Genomic DNA, 18,489 nt, shown 5'->3' with positions numbered 1-18,489 from the left:
TTTTAAAAAAGCTAATTTAAACCATTTATAATAAGCAAGACAATAATATTTTAACTATTGTTGGTAGTGTTTACAATACCCACCCTGCCAACTCCTGTCAAGAACCACCATCTAAAACAATTTTATACCAATCTTGCAACATCACAACGCAGCAAGAAATCCCATAACCAATATTCCTCATCATTTCATAGTTCTTCCTTTTCCTTCTCATGTCAGCCCAAACCTATCACAAGCATCCACCCACACGATTTAAAATAATTAAGCCTACTGAGGGATGCTTTTCTTGAATTTACAAATCATTGATTTTGGATGATACCCTATTGATTGAAACTGCTGATTTAATTTATGAACTAATGTAGAATACTTCCTTGTGAGTTTTGATAAAGAAGTTATTAATTTTATTTTTAATATGTTTGTAACTTTAAAATTAAAAATATGTTACAAAGATACATTTTCCTTCTTATTACTCTTTTTTCATTGCATTCTTATGCTAATGAGAAAAGCGAAAATAGCACCCCCGAAGACTACATTAACTTTGTGGTCGAAGTAGGATTGAACGGACATGTACAAGTAAACAGACCCGCTGGTTTCTTTGGGATTTGGGCAATTGAATATGGCCCTCAAGGGTTTGTTTCTGGAACAGGGACAGTCGTTTCAAATATATATCAAGCCTATAAACTTTTCATTGTCAATCCATTTTATGCCGTAGATTTTAGAGTCAGAGTTCTAAACGGAAGTTACGGACCGTGGTCACAAGCGATAACGGCTAATTTATGTAATTCTTCAGATATTACGGTAGGCTATAATTATGACTTTGATAATTATGCAACGGAGACCCAAAACCACTGTTGGCGAGGTTATACAGTTCCTGACAACTCTAACAATGCAAATATTTATAACAATTCGTATCAATTTCATGGAGAATCAGGAAAGTCCATAGCACTAGAATGTGAAGAATATTCAAATCTTTTTACCTACTTTATATCTCCAAAAATAGCCGATTTAAGCACGGATAAAAAAATAACTTTTTGGCTTAAAAACTATAATGGATCTGGACTTAAAGTCGGTACGGTAACAAATCCTTATGATCCTTCAACTTTTCATATCTTAAAAGCGGTACAGTCACAAGGAAGTAATGCTTCACAATGGCAAAAAATAACAATTTATTTAAACAATTACAACAATGTAGACGACTATATAATGTTTAAATTTTATGGAACGTACAACAGTACTAACGAAATTTACATTGATGATTTTACTTACGAACAGTCTGTAAATTGCTTCGCTCCCCAAAACTTAGTGCTTTCCAATATTGGCGAAAACACAGTACAAGTTGATTTTGACGGGCAAAATCAGGAACTTTGGGAAGTGGCGGTAAAGAATATGGTAACGCAAGAAATTATAACTTCACAAACGACAAACAGTTCCTTTCTATTCGATAACCTACTTGGAAATACCCAATACGAATTAAGTATAAGAGCCATTTGTAGCGAAGATCATTTTTCTGAATGGACAATACTTGCATTTACCACGGTTTGCGAAAATAAAACAACTGGATACACTACCAGTTTCGGGGATTTTTCAATTTTAGATCCTTGCTGGAAATCAATTACTTCAGAATACAACAGTGTAACAGCAAACAGTACGATAAACAATGGAAACGACTTAATTTTACTACCTCATTCGGGTAGCAAATTAATAAAAATCACACATTCGTATGACGAGTCTGGCTCAAAAGCTTATTTAGTTTCGCCCTATTTGGCGGATTTAAATTCAAATAAGAGAATCAAGTTTTTTTCATCTGCTTTTTATTCATACTCTTCGGATGGAGCTTCACTGATTATCGGAACAATGAGTAACCCCAATAACTCAAATACCTTTCAAGCTTTATATACCATTCCTGCAACAGATATAAGTAAAGCCAATCAAGGTTCTTTTGCCTGGAAGCAACATATTGTCTACTTAAATAATATAAGTAACAATCCTAATAATAAATACATCGCTTTTAAGCATGGTTTACAAATCACAGGAACATTTGCAATTGATGATTTTACATATGAAGAGATACCAAGTTGTACCGAACCTTCTAATCTAACCGAAGTAAATACAACCTACAATTCGGCTACTTTAAAATGGAACACCTATGCCAATGCAACAGCTACTGAATGGGAAATTGAATATGGAATTACTGGTTTCACACAAGGTACAGGAACTACAGTTACAGCAACCTCCAACCCATTTACTATTTCAAATATAAATGGAAGCGATACAAACTTTGACTTTTATGTCAGAAGTAAATGCGGTACTGATTTTAGTGCTTGGTCAGATAAAGGCCGTTTTTGGACTAAATGTTTTGGCATGATTGATAACGACGAGGAAGGATTTGAAAATTATCCTCTTGGATCTTTATACCAACAATGTTGGTCGTATACAAAACCGTTCTTCACTACTGAATCTTCTCTTAACCATTATGACATTTTTGTAACCACCGTCAATTCAAGTCAAAATAATAACATTAAAGTACATACCGGAAATCAATCGGTTCGCTTTATAATGAATAACAATACAGAAGCACTACTAAATGAAAAAGTAATCTTAGTGTCTCCAAGACTAGTAAATTTAAATAATTATAAAAACTTATCCTTTTGGTTGTATGCAGTAAACAACCCCAATGAAATTAATATAGGTACTTTATCCAATCCCGCAGATTACAACACATTTACTCCTTTTTCTAGTATCACAAATGCAGGTAGCTTTCTAAATGCATGGAAAAAATATACAATTGATTTGTCAGCATATTCCGGAACAGATGAACACATTGGTATCAGAATTGGAGCGGGTAATGGTTCTCGTACCTTATATTTTGATGATTTTAAATACGAAGAAGCCGGATGCCCAACCCCTAATCATTTAAAAGCGGTTCAATCAGGGACAAATGGCGTTTCAGTAGCATGGACAGATAATAATAATGCAAATCCGTCAGTGAACTGGTCTATTGAATACGGCCCTGTTGGTTTTACAAACGGAACTTTAATTACAACCACTACTAATCCTTTTGTAATTTCAGGCCTAACCATTGGAAATAAATATGAATTCAGAGTTCGTAATAATTGCACAGAAAGTCAAACGGGAAACTGGAGTAACAAATATGCTTTTTTAGTCTCCTGTTCAAAAACAGCTCCTTATGAAGATAATTTCAATCAATTCGGATTAATTCAGAGTAATAATCCTGGGGGATTTTGTTGGACAAGTACCAACTATGAAACAGCAAGACTTATAACCTATTATAAAGAAGATTTTGGAATAAATACAATAAGTACGACAGATTACAACAATGGTAACAATGCAATTCGAATGTACCATACTGCTGAAAATTTTTCCCAACCCGCGTCAACGGGTTACATTACATCCCCATTTCTTGCTGATTTTGATAGCTCCAAAAGTATTAAGTTTAATGTAAAAGAATTATTTTATCAAAATACAACCACCACCACCAATAGAAGTATAATTGTCGGAACTATCGCTAACCCACTTGATATTGCAACTTTTGTCCCTTATCAAACAGTAACTTCTCAGCAAGTAGCGAGTTATATGGGTAAAGAATTTATTGTCAATTTTGAAAACTATGCAGGAACTAATAAGCATATAGCTTTTCTGCATAATGGACAATCACTCTATAACTATTTGTTGTTAGATAATATTAAATATTTTACTACTAATCCTTGTATAGAACCTACTTCATTAAATGTGGCTAACTTAAGCGATACCGAAGCAGTTATAACTTGGGATGAACAACCCGGAAACAACAATTATGAATTGGAATATGGAGTAATGGGGTTTCTTCCCGGCACCGGAACCATACTAACCACTACAACACCAAGTATTCAAATAACCAATTTACTGCCAAATACAGCTTATCAATGTTATCTAAAAGCCATTTGTAGCGAAAACAGTAGTAATGTAACGGGATTAAAAAAGTTCGTTACTACATGTGAGCCTAAAACACTTCCTTGGGAAGAAAATTTCAATCAAATGTCTGCTTACGGAGTCAATATTTTACCCAATTGCTTTAAAGCAGTTACTAAAAAATTTGAATCTCGTCAAAGTCCTTTATATAATTACTCCATTGATTATGACAATGTCATTACAGGAATTGGTGACACCCATTTTATTTTTAGACCTTCCTCATTCTTTGATGAGATGTACACACCCATGTTTCATTTATTGGCAGGTACGACATACAAATTTAGAATTATGGCTAGAAAAGGATATGAATATTCTTCACAAATTTTCCGAGCGACTGTAGGTACTGGTAATAATTTTTCACAAATGAAAACCACTTTAAATGCCGTAGGCGAGGCCAGTGAATATCAATATCAACCTATTGATTATTACTACACCCCCCTAGTAACTGGAGATTATTCTTACAACTTAACATTGGAAAGTTCCGGTGGAGGAATAGTAGCTTTAGATAAATTTAGCGTAAAAGAAGGTTATAATTCTATCATTACAAATAACAATGTACTGTATGATTTTGAAGGGACTCTTCCTACTGAATTAATTTTAGAAAGCTCAACAGAAACGTTAAACGAAGTAATCACTTATGCTGCAACGGTAAATACAACAAGCAATAAGTCAGTCAACAAAGTGCTAAAAATGAATGGTAACATTCAAAACGGTACCGGCTGGAAAGTAGCTACAGATATTTGGGCCGCTAACGAACAAAGCATTACAAAAGTCAATTTTAAAATTGATGCTACTCAAATGACGGAGCTAACTTTAAAATTTAATTTAAAACAAACGTTCTATCAAAGCACAGCTAATTCTGCTTTTAGAATAATCATAAATGGAAACGTTTTTGGAACAACTACTTATGCAAGCAATCAGCCCAATTTAACGTTACATCAATTCAATCTTAATGAATTTGCAGGACAAACAGTAAACGTTTCGTTACAACACATTGGAAAAAGTCTTAATGGTAATGGAGACAATGCCTATTTAGATAATATAAGGTTAATTGGAACTGTTTTATCAAATGAACAATTTGAAACTAATAGAATCAAGATTTATCCTAATCCAACTACCGATATTGTACGTGTTGAAAACCTTATTCCCGATTCAGAATTAAAACTTATTAACGTAACAGGACAGGAACTATTTACTAAAAAATGCAATACCCCTTCCGATGTTTTAGATCTTTCTATGTATCCAACAGGACTTTATTTTTTGAATATAAAAAACGGTAATCGTTTTCAATCATTTAAAATTATTAAGCAGTAATAAAGGTTATAAGGGGGGAGTGCTTTGAGTACACCCCTAAAAAACCACCCCATTGGATAAAATACTCATCAAAAACTACTACCTGACCGAATAACCGTTCAAAACCCCTTGAACACTAGAGTTACCTCCCAAAACCCACCAAAAAAACCCCTCTAATTACATCACCATTCCACGTTTACTGTGGGTATACTGTATCAATTCCAACTTAACTACGATGTAAAGGCAGCTACACCTCAATACGAACGGAATACTAATCCAGCATTCTTCTCCCAATAAAAGTGCTTTTACCTAACAAATACTGAATTGCCCGTTCTATAATACGAACTCTAGTATCTTCCGTTTTTAAATTCCCAATAAAACGTACCATTTCTTTTTGCATCGATGGAGACAAGTTATCAAATTTAGCCTTAGCAACAGCATTTTGACAAAGTGCTGCTACAAACTTAGGATGGGGTACTATAGTTCTGTCGGAAGGATCAAAGGCAATTGTAACCTTAATTTCCTCCCCAATTCGCTTCGGAGAATTTTTAAGCATAACGGTATTAATGTAAAGACGCCAGAAGCCACTGTATTTTACTAAGGTTTGTTGGTACGGCTCCTTATTTATCGTTCCTCTAATCGGAAGGTGCCCTTTGTCTTTTCCTGCTGCAACGAAAATTTCAGCCAAAATAATTTCAGGAATAAGCACATAAGGATTGATTCCTATGATTTCAATTTTAGCAGTAAACGAACGGGTTTTCATTTTAAATTATATAAAAATATAGTTTTATCTATCGTTCTTGCAAATTAAAAACTGTTCCTGCTGGATCTTGAATCCAATGCATATTATTAGGAAGTTCTTCAAGTTCATCACAAGTTTCCACTCCTTTTGATTGGAGATAATTTGTTGCTTCCTCAATGTTCGGAACCGTAAGCTGTAACCAAGTTTCGGAATGCGAATAATTATCTACACAATCTAACCATAGAATAGTGTTACCAAATTTTACTTCGTGTGTTCTAGAAATGGTTGGGTTTGTTATTGGTTTTTCTTCGATTTCCAATTTCAAAATATCTCTGTAGAAAGCAACTGTTTTCTCATACTTGCTTTTTGGAACTTTTATGGCGATGTTAATTCCTGCTTCAAATTTTGGATTCATATTAAGTATGTTTTTTGCGTTTGTAATATAATTGTGTCAACCCCGTATCAAATGTTTTTGCCGTTACAAATTCAAGTATTTGTTCAGGTCTTCCATCTTTAAATAATCGTGTTCCGTTTCCTAATAAAATGGGAACAATTGAAATAGTAAGTTCATCAATCAAGTCATTTTTTAAAGGCTCGTTAATGACTTCTGCTCCTCCATCACAGTATATGTCTTTTCCGTTTTCGTTTTTTAATGTATTTACTAATTCGGTTAAATCTCCTGTATAGAATTTTATTCTATTAGTATCTGATTTTTCAGTTCTTGTAATTACATAAACATCTCTTTCTCCATTATCATAATGAGAGGCTCCAATTTCTTTAACAACATAATCAAAAGTCTTTCTACCGATAATAATAGTGTCAATGGTTGCTGTAAATGCTGCATAACCATAATCTTCACCTTCTTTTTCTACTATTTTCAAGAAACTTAAGTCATCATTTGGTTTGGCAATATAACCATCTACACTGGTGGCAATATAAAGTGATAATTTTCGCATTGGTTCTATATTTTCAAAGTTGCAGTAAAATTAATTAATAAGAATTTTAAATTACTTATTTCTAATTCAACTATGTCATTCAATTTGTGCGTTTATTAAAACTCGATGTTCAATGATTAGTATAGTTGTCAGAGCAGTTTCCTTCTGAATATTTTTTTCGTTGCATTTCACCATATTCTTCCATAGTTATTTGATGTGGCTCAAATTTTTCGGCCAACCCCACTACGGTTTTCATGCGGTCTATTCTAAAATTCCGAAACTCCTTCCTCAACCTACACCAAGCCACAACTATCCAATCTTCAGAAAAACTATGGTAAATAGCAAATGGTTCAATTTCTCTTAAAATGGGATTTGAATCAGATTCTTTTAAATACCCAATTTTCAAAACTTCAAAATTGGTCAAAGCACGTTGTACTACTGACAAGAAGTTACTCGTTTTTTCGTTTTCCCAATTTTTACCTATTACGGTTCTTTTCGATAAAAAGTCCGCTTTGGTCTTTTCCTCAACCCGCAATACGGCTTTTACTTTTTCAATGGCTTTATTAAATTCAGTGATAAGCGAGGCATCTTTGGTTTTCGCCATCAGTTTTTCAGCAAAAATAAGCGCATTCGCTTCTGATTCGGTAAACATTACCGGAGGTATTTTATAACCATCCATCAAGGTATACCCTTTTCCTTCAATAGAAATGATGGGTACATTGGCTCGTTCAAGAGCAGCCAAATCTCTATACACCGTTCTTTTGCTAATCTCAAATTGTGCAGCCAGTTGTTCCACTGAAACACAACTATTCGACTGCAATTTCAAATGAATCGCAGTCAATCGAGAGAGCCTAGAAATATTATCGGTATATGCCATAAGAATAGGATTGAAAAGGCATTAGTTTTTTAACAGTGGTATCTCATCTGCTAAAACTTCAATATAAAAACCACATTCCAATACAAGTTGGAGTACTGCCGTATTATTTAATGCCTCGTTAAAGGTATCAATTCTTAGAATCCTATCACAATCCTCAAGGTCAAAATCAATCCTACAATTCGGAAAGCTTTTTTTGAATTGCTTGGCTACCTGCCTTGCCTCTTTCTTTCTTGAGATATTTGTTTTGTAAATTTCTATCATCTTTGCCAATTCTTACTAATTATACTACAAAGAAATCAAACAGCTGTGACAACCCTTTGACGGCTGAATTATTTATTTTTAAAGTTTTTCAGGTTCTGGTGCACTCTTTTTCAGAATCTATTAGTAATCTTTTTTATTAGATTCTAAAAAATCTTTCAAAGAACTATTCACAATTGCATTCTAACCTTCTTCAAAATTACCAATTGCAAAGTCTGAAATAGTAGGAGGAAATGTTTCGATGCCCAATGGGTTAGTTCTATTGTTTGATTTCCTTCTGGAGACAATTCAAAGAAGGATTAAAAAGATAACGATTCTAAAAATAGAAGAAATTAAGCGTATATTTTTCAACTGTACAAAATTTCCCTAATCGCTACGAGATTTTCAATCGCTTTTTCTACATCAGGTTTTTCGGGTAGCGTAGAAGTTTGATAGTGCTTATCAATAGACGCAATCAAAGTATCCGCCAGTTCCAATAACGCATCGTATTCCATTTCGCCTGCTTTTATGGCAAGCAATTCGGCACGGTTGTCCACTTTAATGTTCAAGGTTCCTTTTTGCAGAATTTGTTCGGCAGTTTGCAAAAGTCGGACGGTATGCATCATGTTTTTGCTGTCGTAATTCTTGCCGTGTTGTTGGTTGGTGCGGTAGCGTTCGTCGTTTCGCTTGGCAATCCATTCCCAATATTCCGTGTATTCTTTGCAGTATTTAGAATACTCGTCTTGGTTGACGGACAAATAACCAACTGGTTCCTGACCTTTCGGAATAGAGGAGAGCGAAACCTCATTGGAGTTTTCCTTTTGTACAATTCCTTTGTAACCTAAAGCAGTGGTAGCATCATAAAACAAGGCAAACATTTCTTTTGAACTCGGAAGATTGATTAAGCCACAGTGTTCTTGTTTCCAATTCTTTTCAGACAGAAAAACAGGTAAGGAAACAGTATCATAGCCTTTCAGTACATAACAAAAATCCAACAAACTTTTCTTTTCCTTCGCCATCGGATTGACAATTTTCTTGTTCAATCCCCTCGCTTTTTTAATTTGCGTCATCGCATAACCGGCAAAGGTATCTTTGCACAGTTTGGACAGAAAGTCCTTCAATTGCAACTTTTCCATCAACGGATGTTTGTATAAAATACAATCGTCTGGCGTGGCCAAAATCTCCAAGATATTCGGGTTGTTTTTTATAAGCAACTCCACAAAACGACCTATTTCATAATAAACCTCATCGTTGGTTTCATTCGAAACTTGCGGTATATAATCCAACCCATAAAACTGTTCTTTCGGTAAATAATAAACGCCTTTGATGTCCGTATCCGAAGTTGGCGTGTTTAAACCAAAGGATTTGCTTCCGGAGATTACTTCGAAAAGGAGGAGGTTTTGGGATTTTAGGGTTTGGATGGTCATTTAGATTTATAATCTTAAATCAAACGTTTGCATTGTTTTATTGCCTTATTTCTTTAACAACTGATAAAAACACTTTTTGTAATTCTAAAATATGGTGGCCCAGTAATTTAAATTCCTCAGTAACCTTAGTATTAAATTTTAATTTTAAGTTTATTGGCATTCCTTCCATTACATGTAGTATAAGGTTGTAGGAATACATATTCTTCAATTCTATTGTAAGAGAAGGCATAAGATACAACTCTTTAAGAAACTTTGATGCCATAACTATTACATTAGGATTATTGTGAATTGAATATTTTAAATTTTCCAAACTTAAATTATAATAATTTTCTCTTCCAACAAGTAAATCATAAAATTCATTTTTAAGGGTTTCATAATTAATATTAATTCCGAGATAATTAGATTTCAACAAAAATCTATAGAAATCCGTATTACATCTTTCTGAGTAAAATGAAGTTAGGAATTTTTCTGGATTAATTATATTACCATTTGTATTGTTCCTATTTGTAAATAAAAAAAGTGTACTGTCGCTACTTATTAAATGAAATTTATCTCTATCACACAAACACATATCATCAACTATTAACTTCATAAAATCATCAAGTTTTTCATTATCATCAAACTTAGGTAATAAATCAAGTTTTTCTTTAACTAAATCTATGCTACAATTACGATCAATCCATTCCAATAACGATTCTAAAAAATCTTGTCTTTTTTCTTTATAATTTTCTGGAGTTAAATATTTTCTAAATGATTCATTAGTAATTTCAATACTCATAGAAGAAAATGGAGAGTTATTTAGTTCTATAATTTCTTTTTCAATTTCGACTTTTATTAAATATGAAATTGTAAACTTATGTACAAATTCAAAATCAAGTTCTTTCTCTAAAAAATAGAACAATATTAGTGTACTAAAATCTAAACCGAAATTAATTTCACTATTTGTACTTTTTTCAATATTTTTTGTTACTAAAGATGGTAATGTGGTAAATTTATTTCCAATAAAGCCAGATAAATGCAAATATGCGTCTATATAATTCTCTTTAAATATACTTCTTGATATTTCTGAAAATCCAATGCGATAATTATAATAATCTACTAATAATTTATCTTTCCTCTTTTTTTCTTCTGAACCTTGATTCCCAAATAATTCTTTAAAAAAATTTGCAAAATCTTCACTATTGGGTGGTAGTTGCAAAGATTCAAAGCCTAGTTCATTCAATGGGTTATTTGCCTCCTCCATAATATTATGGTGAAGGTCCACAGCATCATTATGAATCTCTAAAATTTCAATTGTATAAATTTTACCCGTCAGTTTAGTAGTGGTAGTAAATTTGTCTCCAACTTTCTTTCCTAAAAATTCCTTTTGAAAGCCTTCTTCTTTTTCAATTTTTACTTTTTCAATCTTATTTGCTATGCTGTATGAAACCCAGCAATCCAAAATCACATTATCATATTTTTTAAAAAATTCATTAAACATTAAAGAGTTAAAAAAATAATTTTTCCTTGCTAACGTATTATTTGGATTTATTGCTAAATTGTACAAAATTTGGAATCCCTTTTCAACTTCTAATCTATTTCGTAATAAAACAGAACTTACACTTACTCCAAATCCTTCATCATCAACATCTAACGGAATTATATTTATTACTTCTAATATTTTAGAATTATTTTTAGTTCTTTCAAGAATATTTAAATATGTTAAAATATAATGTTTATTGTCAGGAAATTTATTAAATAAATACCCATCAATTTCTTCAAGACTTTTTAAATCATTAATTTCAGTATATAGATTATGTTCATATTGTAAGAATGTTTCATCCACATATTTATTATTTAATCTCCAGAATCTAAGCAATTCCAAAATCTCATCATATCGTCCTCTTTCCGTATCTTCCTTATCACACAATTGGGCGTGAATTAGAGAAATAAAAAGTCTCAACGATTCTGAAACAACTGATTTATCGACATAAGTTTCTAAAAATTCAATAGCATCATTTCTTCTTCCAATTGTATTTAAATTTTCAGCTATTAAATTTTTCCAATTCAAATCAAATCCGGCAAATTCCCTCAAAGAATTTAAAACAGAATAAGTTTCTATGAGATCAAACTCTTTTAGATATCTAACTTCAATTGTTATTTCTAATAATTCTTTTATTTGCGTACTTTTAAATTCTTTTTTACGAATTTTATCTAATTGGTTTATTAAAATCTGTTTATCAACCTTATTAAAAAGAATATTTAAAAATGCGGTAATAATATTAAAACCATTTCGCTCTTCAATAATTTCAATTGATAATAAATAATCATCAAATACATTTTCAATTTCATTTTTTTTACCATTTAAATGATATAAAGCTGATTTTAATAGATAAAATTCACTTGTCAAAGCCCCTCCTAATTGTTCATATTCATATAGATATATTAATGATGTTTCGTAATCTTCATTGTGATTTAAAAGTTGACAAATACAAAAAGTATAGAGCCAATAGGGTTTATGTGTGTTAGGATATTCAGTTAAGATATTTTGATAATAGTTTTTCTTATTTGTTAATAAGTATCCAAAGTAGTTATAATAAAACTTTTGATGTATTGTTGAATCTTTTATTTCAGTATCATCTAACTTAGAAATATACAATCCCATTAAGTTAAATACTTTTTCTATTAAAGGAATGTCGTCTAAAATAAAATGTTCTCCAGCTATATATTTCAAAGGATAGTCATTAAAAACTTTATTCATTGACAAATCAATTGCAATCCTCCAAGCTTCAAGGTTTCCAAATGTTAATATTTTATACTTGTCAAAATCAATATTTAATTCTAAATTATATTCCGATAAATTTTCTAAAAAACTTAATTTTTCAGTAGAAATTATGTGAGATATAATACTTAAACGAAAATTGTAATCTTCAAAAACAACCTTGGGAATTATATTAAAAAAAACTTTAATATTTTCTGCTGTGACAGCTTTAACATACCAGGCAGATTTATTGTATTCGTCACTCTTTAAAATGTCTTCAGCTATTCCTAATGCCTTTTTTTGATCTTTTAAATTCAAATATTCAACACAAGCCCTATCTCTAAAAATATTTTCACTTGGATTCAACTTTGAAGATTTTAAAAAATCCTGCGCTGACATTTCTATATTAAATTCATTGATTTCACGTTTACATAAACCTTTTAGAAATGAAATTTTGCCTAAGATTTTATTTTTTTCTTGAATTTCAATTTCGATAACTCTATTCTCTAAACTATTTAATAAATCTAAAGCTGTTTTTGGTTTAAATGAATTCATTAAATCTTCTATACTTTTCAACTGATCTTTGAACTCTTGTAGCAAATAATTTAACCCTTCAAAAACATTTGTAATATAGTTATTTCCTAGCTGGACGTTTCCTCCATTACTATCTATACTTCCTAAATTTGCATTGTTAATATCCATAATTATCTCCTAGTCTAAAATCTCCTCCACCTGTATTTACATTTCCAGTATTTACATTTTTACTATTGCTTATTGTATTTTCGACTTTAGGGAGTTTTTCTAAAATTTCTTTCAAATGATTTTCAAATTCTGGATTGTCTTGGATAGAATTTTCTATAATTGCTTTTGCTATATTTTGTTTTTCTTGACTTTCAGGATTTTCCTTAAGTTCAAGTAAAGCTTTTTTTGGCTTTTCATCTTTAAAAAACAATGATTTAAACCAGTTAATCGCTCCGTCTGAAACATTTTCAAATCCTTTCTCACTAAATTTTTCAATTCCTTTTTTTGCTAATTCAATCAAAAAAGGAGTAATAACTGCCACTGTAATTGGTTCCATATATTTAAATTTATTTGTTTATAATCATTCCCCTAAAAACCCCATCCAATTCCTCCGCAATCTTCTTCCCACTCCCCAAACCTTTCGCACCTTCCTCATTAAACCGCACCGTTTCCATCAAGAAATCCGTAATCAGCACTTCTTTTGGGTGCAAATAACTTTCGTTTTGATTGGCTTTTAGCTCCATCAATTCCCGTACTTTTTCTTGAATCGGCAACGGAGCAATCGGCAACAACTCTGCAAAGGCTACAGGTGGAAAACGGTTTTCCTCGATGACCCATTTTCCGGCTAGAGCGGATCGCAACGCATAGAAATAACTTTTCAATTTTACTTCTTCGGCAGTGCAAACGTCCATGAAGTTCTTGGTCGTTCCCAAGTAATGATGCAGACAAGCGATAGGCGAAAAACAGGATTCCGCGAGCTTCCGCATTTCACTAGCAAACGCCTCGTTTTGGTAATACACTACAGGCGAATACAACCACTCCAACAAAGATGCGTTAGATTTAGCCAATAACTTTACGGTTTTCCGTAAGTCCCAACCTGAACCGTCCAAATCGTCGGCAGTCATAAACTCAATCACATCGGTTTGTTCCCAAAGCGATAAGTAATAATCCAAATCGTGTTTATAAATAAACCGAATGTCGTAATCGCTATCAGGCGAAGCAAATCCCCAAGCCCGACTTCCCGATTCGCAGGCATACAGTATTTCAACTCCTTTCTGAAGTTCGATTTCTTTAAGCTTTTCTAAAATTTTAGTTTCCATATCCATGCGTTCCAAATTTAACAAAAAAAATATCCTAAAAATGTCGAATGATTGCAACAAATCCAAAAATTACTTTTTATGCCCACTAATTTATGAAACTTATACCTGTAGATTAAAATTAGGCCATAAAAAAGCCCAAACTAAGTTTGGGCTTTATATACTATTTTATAGTGATGACTAGTACGAATAAATGGTTTGTCTTGAAACAATAAAACTACTTGCTCTTTATCAACTCTTCCAACCTCAGCATCATCGCATCTTTTTCCTGCAACATACGTTCAAACAATGCTATCTTTTCTTCATGAAGTCGCTTTAATTCTTCCATAGAATTGAATGCGAATGTGGAATTAGGATTTCCTACACAAGCATTATCTCCAAAAGTATTCGAAATAATATTAATAGCCTGTTCCTCATCAAAATTCTGAAACGCTTCCACAGGAATTTTGAGCACTCCGGAAATCTGTCCCAGTAAGCCCGCTTCAATAGCTTCTTTTTGCTCCAAAAGCGATATTTTTTTCTGGTTCCAGTCTTCGCCCAACGCGTAGGCCATTGCCTCTTGCTTGATGCCTAACATTTCGCGGAACCGCTTCACATTGCGACCTTGGTGTATTTTCTGTTCCATAGTGTTTATCAAATTGGGTTGGACTTCAAAGGTAAAGCCAATTGGGTTACAATTGGTAGGGTAAATTTAAAAAATTATTTGGTAAAATAGGTTTTTGTGTTGCTAAATTATTCCTTGTAGGAATAGTAAATCCCTCTTCCCTAAAAGACCTTTATACCTATAAGGTAAAGGATATGAAAAAGCAAGACAATAAAACAACCGGTCAGCGATTGATACAAACTAAGTCACAGTCCGAGAGGGTATTTCAGCAGGTTTTAGCCATGCCTGCTTCTGAAAATTGGAGCTTGGCATCTATAAATTGCTTAAAGAATTAAAGTGTTCAAAAATGCTTTCCCTTTTCAATCAATTACCTGAATGGGGTCAAGAACACGGATTAGAGGGCTTATTGAAAGCTCTTCAATTCTACCTGCAACGCTTTGTGATAACCGCTGAATCCTCTTATTTTTAATTCTAATTTAGTTTGGGCAAGCGTACCATATTTTGAAAACGCTCTTTCTGCTTTTCTTTTTAAAACATATATATAGTCCTGCGAAGGTCTTTCTTCTATTTTGACTTCCGTTTCTAGAATGTGAACAAAGGTAAGGAGCTTTTCACTTTTTTGATGTTTAGATTGGAACAACGCCAGTTTCCGTTCTAATACCTGTTGTTTATATGCAGTTTCCCGAAGTTCTTTTTTGAGTTCTAAAACATGTTTGTGAATATCCGCTGCTTCTTTGTCTGAATTTGGAACATAAGGTCCTTGTTTTTGAACTAAAATATAAAGCCTTACCAACTGAAGTTCAATTGAGCTTGATATAGGTCGCTGACCAATTTCAAACATACCCAACAAGCTTTTAGGAATTTTCAGGAGCTGTGCGGCTACATCTTGCGTGAGTCCAAGTGCTTCTCTATATTTAATTCTATGTTCCATTTCCTATTGATAATCACTGTGATTTTTTCATCTATATAATTATTCTAATCACAAAGATGTGATTTTATTTATGAAAACGTTTTTCTAATCACCTTATTGTGATCACTTTATAGTAGTAAGAATTATAATCACGATTAGATTTATGTGCAAGCTTCGAAAATAGATTTTGAAGACAGATAATGTAGAGTAATGGAGTTTTTATAATCACATTTAGTGTGCGTTTTTAATTTGGTGCTCGTTTGTAACGCGACTAAAACAAAACGACTATAAAGGTTCCACATTCACACTATCAATTACTTTGTATTTCTCAGCCATTATTTTTTTATCAAAGGCCTTGATTTTATAAATAATATTAAAATCGGTATTGTTGATGCTGATTTAATTAGCCGCGTTGTAAACGCTATCATTTTTCTTTTAATTTAAGTAGGTACTCGTTACAAACGAGCACCAGATTTGTGGACAAACGAGGACGAGCGGGTATTTTCTAAAATTTTAGTTTCCATATCCATACGTTCCAAATTTAACAAAAAAACCTCCACAAAAGCGTCGAATGAATACTACACCCACAAACCTCCTTTTTTACGCACTTCGTTCGAGGATTCCTTTACCTTTGTTCGACAAAAGGGTCTTTTTCTCGAACAAACGTAAACCAAAGGTAAAAGAAACCCCACAAAAAACCCACAAAAAAACAACCACTAAATGCCGATTAGGCACGACACTTGTGATTGTTTCTATTTTATACCTAGATAAATATAAATTCATTACCGATAACAGTCAACTGATCACTGATCACTGACAACTGCTAACTGTTTATTTCCCCCCAATTCTATACAACCTTCCGTTGTCCGTTACTGCATATAAAGCACCATCGGTTCCTTGCGTAATATCTCTAAAACGTTGGTTTTCTTCTTTCAGTAAGCGTTCTTCGCCAACTACTTTATTATTTTCAACAACCAGTCGGGCAATGTGGGTGCTGCTTAATCCGCTGATGAATAAATTGTTGTTCCATTCCGGTACGGCTGTTCCGGTATAAAAAGTCATACCACTTGGCGAAAGCACGGGATCCCAATAATAAACAGGTTGTTCGAGTCCTTCTTTTTGCCCGATGTGGGAACCTATTTCGTCACCGCTGTATTCCATTCCGTAGGTGATGGTGGGCCAACCGTAATTCTTGCCAGCTTGAATGAGGTTCAACTCATCGCCTCCGAGCGGGCCAAATTCGTTTTCCCACAAATCACCCGTTTCGGGATGAAAAGCCAAACCTTGCACATTTCGATGGCCATAACTGTATATTTCTGGTCGTGCATTTGGTGTTTTGGCAAACGGATTTCCAGGTGCGGGTTTACCATCGGTCGTAATGCGAAGTATCTTTCCATTGGCGGAATTCAACTGTTGGGCTTGTGGTCGGGTTTCCAAATCAGAACGTTCGCCGGTACTGAAAACCAAGTAACCGTTTTTATCAAAAAGAATTCTCCCTCCGTAATGCAAGTTGCCTTTATAACCGGGTGTCGCTCTATAAATAACCATAGCATTCTCCACTTTCGTCTCGTCAGTAGCCAAACGCCCTTTGGCAACAGCCGTAAGATTACCGTCCTTTGTTTTGTCAGAAAACGTCCAATACAGCATGCGGTTATTAGCAAAATCAGGGTCAAGAGTTATACCCAATAACCCACCTTGACCCGAATCATTGACTTCTGGTAGACCTTTTATTTTTTCAGAGACACTGCCTGTTTTCGCCACAATTCGCATCGTGCCTTCTTTCTCGGTAATCAAAAGTCGTCCGTCCGGCAAGGCGACAATACCCCAAGGCCTGTCGAGTTTATCGGTCAGCATTTTAGTTTCGTAAAGCGTTTTGGTAGTCACTCCCGCAATTCGGGTTTGCCCTTCAAAAGCGGGTTTCAAATCGCTGTTGGGTTTCTCGGTTTCCACCGGTGCATTGGTTTCCGCAGCAGTTGGATTCTCCACGACCTTAGTTTCCGTTTTCTTATTGCCACAAGCCGTAAGCACTGCTGCAGCCAGTAAAGTAGGAAGGATGTTTTTCATAATAGTTTTTTTTAGTTGCGTTCTTTTTTAATTTTTCAAATAAAGATACTAATGTATTTGCTTCTAGCAAAATGATTTACCCATTAAAACCCCTACTGATAAGTTAATCAGTCCATTATTAAATCTGTATACCCATTACAATTTGTCATCCAAAGGAAGGAAGAACCCCCTGCGTCAGAACCCAATCCCCAATAAAACCAAAAACCGCCAACCCTTTGCGTCTTAGCGTCTTCGCGAGAAACCAACTCCAACTACTCCCAAATTTGTCATCCTAACGAAGGAAGGCCCCCTGCATCAGAACCAAATCCCCAATAAAACCATAAACCTCCAACCCTTTGCGTCTTCGCGAGAATCCAACTCCAACTGCTCCCAAATTTGTCATCCTAACGAAGGAAGAACCCCCTGCGTCAGAACCAAATCCCCAATAAAACCAAAAATCTCCACCCCTTTGCGTCTTCGCGAGAAACCAATTCCAACTACTCCCAAATTTGTAATCCTAACGAAGGAAGGCCCCCTGCATCAGAACCAAATCCCCAATAAAACCAAAAACCTCCAACCCTTTGCGTCTTCGCGTCTTCGCGAGAATTCAACTCCAACTGCTCCCAAATTTGTAATCCTGACGAAGGAAGGCCCCCTGCATCAGAACCAAATCCCCAATAAAACCATAAACCTCCAACCCTTTGCGTCTTCGCGAGAATCCAACTCCAACTGCTCCCAAATTTGTCATCCTAACGAAGGAAGGCCCCCTGTGTCAGAACCAAATCCCCAATAAAACCAAAAACCTCCAACCCTTTGCGTCTTAGCGTCTTCGCGAGAAACCAACTCCAACTAACCCCAAAATTTGTCCTCCTTACGA

The 18,489-nt window shown here is 34.0% G+C and carries 13 protein-coding genes; 1 reads left to right on the top strand and 12 read right to left on the bottom strand.

The window, feature by feature from the left end; all coding sequences use genetic code 11:
- Positions 1 to 435 precede the first annotated feature (435 nt).
- Positions 436 to 5,280, top strand: coding sequence for a fibronectin type III domain-containing protein (locus tag ACQ5J2_RS05295; protein WP_432672691.1), 4,845 nt, complete (start codon positions 436 to 438; stop codon positions 5,278 to 5,280).
- A gap of 250 nt (positions 5,281 to 5,530) precedes the next feature.
- Here ACQ5J2_RS05295 and ACQ5J2_RS05290 read toward each other — a convergent pair whose 3' ends face one another.
- The 12 genes from ACQ5J2_RS05290 to ACQ5J2_RS05235 form a co-directional block, all read right to left on the bottom strand.
- A complete protein-coding gene (locus ACQ5J2_RS05290; RefSeq protein WP_432672690.1) occupies positions 5,531 to 6,022 on the bottom strand; it encodes a YdeI/OmpD-associated family protein in 492 nt (163 codons plus the stop codon).
- Positions 6,023 to 6,050: 28 nt separating this feature from the next.
- Complete coding sequence (locus tag ACQ5J2_RS05285) at positions 6,051 to 6,416, bottom strand: VOC family protein (RefSeq protein WP_432672689.1); 366 nt, start codon at positions 6,414 to 6,416, stop codon at positions 6,051 to 6,053.
- A 1-nt stretch (position 6,417) separates the two neighbouring features.
- A complete protein-coding gene (locus ACQ5J2_RS05280) occupies positions 6,418 to 6,957 on the bottom strand; it encodes a dihydrofolate reductase family protein (protein WP_432672688.1) in 540 nt (179 codons plus the stop codon).
- A 109-nt stretch (positions 6,958 to 7,066) separates the two neighbouring features.
- Positions 7,067 to 7,813, bottom strand: coding sequence for a helix-turn-helix transcriptional regulator (locus tag ACQ5J2_RS05275; protein WP_432672687.1), 747 nt, complete (start codon positions 7,811 to 7,813; stop codon positions 7,067 to 7,069).
- Positions 7,814 to 7,834: 21 nt separating this feature from the next.
- Positions 7,835 to 8,074: a hypothetical protein gene (locus ACQ5J2_RS05270; RefSeq protein ID WP_432672686.1), complete on the bottom strand. Its 240-nt coding sequence runs from the start codon at positions 8,072 to 8,074 to the stop codon at positions 7,835 to 7,837.
- 344 nt (positions 8,075 to 8,418) lie between these two features.
- Complete coding sequence (locus tag ACQ5J2_RS05265; protein WP_432672685.1) at positions 8,419 to 9,477, bottom strand: DNA polymerase beta superfamily protein; 1,059 nt, start codon at positions 9,475 to 9,477, stop codon at positions 8,419 to 8,421.
- A 37-nt stretch (positions 9,478 to 9,514) separates the two neighbouring features.
- Complete coding sequence (locus ACQ5J2_RS05260) at positions 9,515 to 12,919, bottom strand: hypothetical protein (RefSeq protein WP_432672684.1); 3,405 nt, start codon at positions 12,917 to 12,919, stop codon at positions 9,515 to 9,517.
- Positions 12,909 to 13,295: a hypothetical protein gene (locus tag ACQ5J2_RS05255; protein WP_432672683.1), complete on the bottom strand. Its 387-nt coding sequence runs from the start codon at positions 13,293 to 13,295 to the stop codon at positions 12,909 to 12,911. Before ACQ5J2_RS05255 ends, ACQ5J2_RS05260 begins: the two co-directional genes overlap by 11 nt.
- A gap of 10 nt (positions 13,296 to 13,305) precedes the next feature.
- Complete coding sequence (locus ACQ5J2_RS05250; protein ID WP_432672682.1) at positions 13,306 to 14,058, bottom strand: nucleotidyltransferase domain-containing protein; 753 nt, start codon at positions 14,056 to 14,058, stop codon at positions 13,306 to 13,308.
- A gap of 214 nt (positions 14,059 to 14,272) precedes the next feature.
- The gene (locus ACQ5J2_RS05245) at positions 14,273 to 14,680 is read right to left on the bottom strand and encodes an XRE family transcriptional regulator (protein ID WP_432672681.1); all 408 of its coding nucleotides are present in this window, start codon (positions 14,678 to 14,680) and stop codon (positions 14,273 to 14,275) included.
- Positions 14,681 to 15,062: 382 nt separating this feature from the next.
- On the bottom strand, positions 15,063 to 15,590 hold the full coding sequence (locus ACQ5J2_RS05240) for a hypothetical protein (protein ID WP_432672680.1): 528 nt from the start codon (positions 15,588 to 15,590) through the stop codon (positions 15,063 to 15,065).
- Positions 15,591 to 16,400: 810 nt separating this feature from the next.
- Positions 16,401 to 17,633, bottom strand: a complete 1,233-nt coding sequence (locus tag ACQ5J2_RS05235; protein WP_432672679.1) for a PQQ-dependent sugar dehydrogenase — start codon at positions 17,631 to 17,633, stop codon at positions 16,401 to 16,403.
- Positions 17,634 to 18,489: the final 856 nt, after the last annotated feature.

Origin of the sequence: Flavobacterium sp. SM2513 (genome assembly GCF_050908145.1) — a bacterium.
GTDB lineage: Bacteria > Bacteroidota > Bacteroidia > Flavobacteriales > Flavobacteriaceae > Flavobacterium.
Note: the sequence above shows the minus strand (reverse complement) of the source record. Positions and strands in the feature narration are given on the sequence as shown.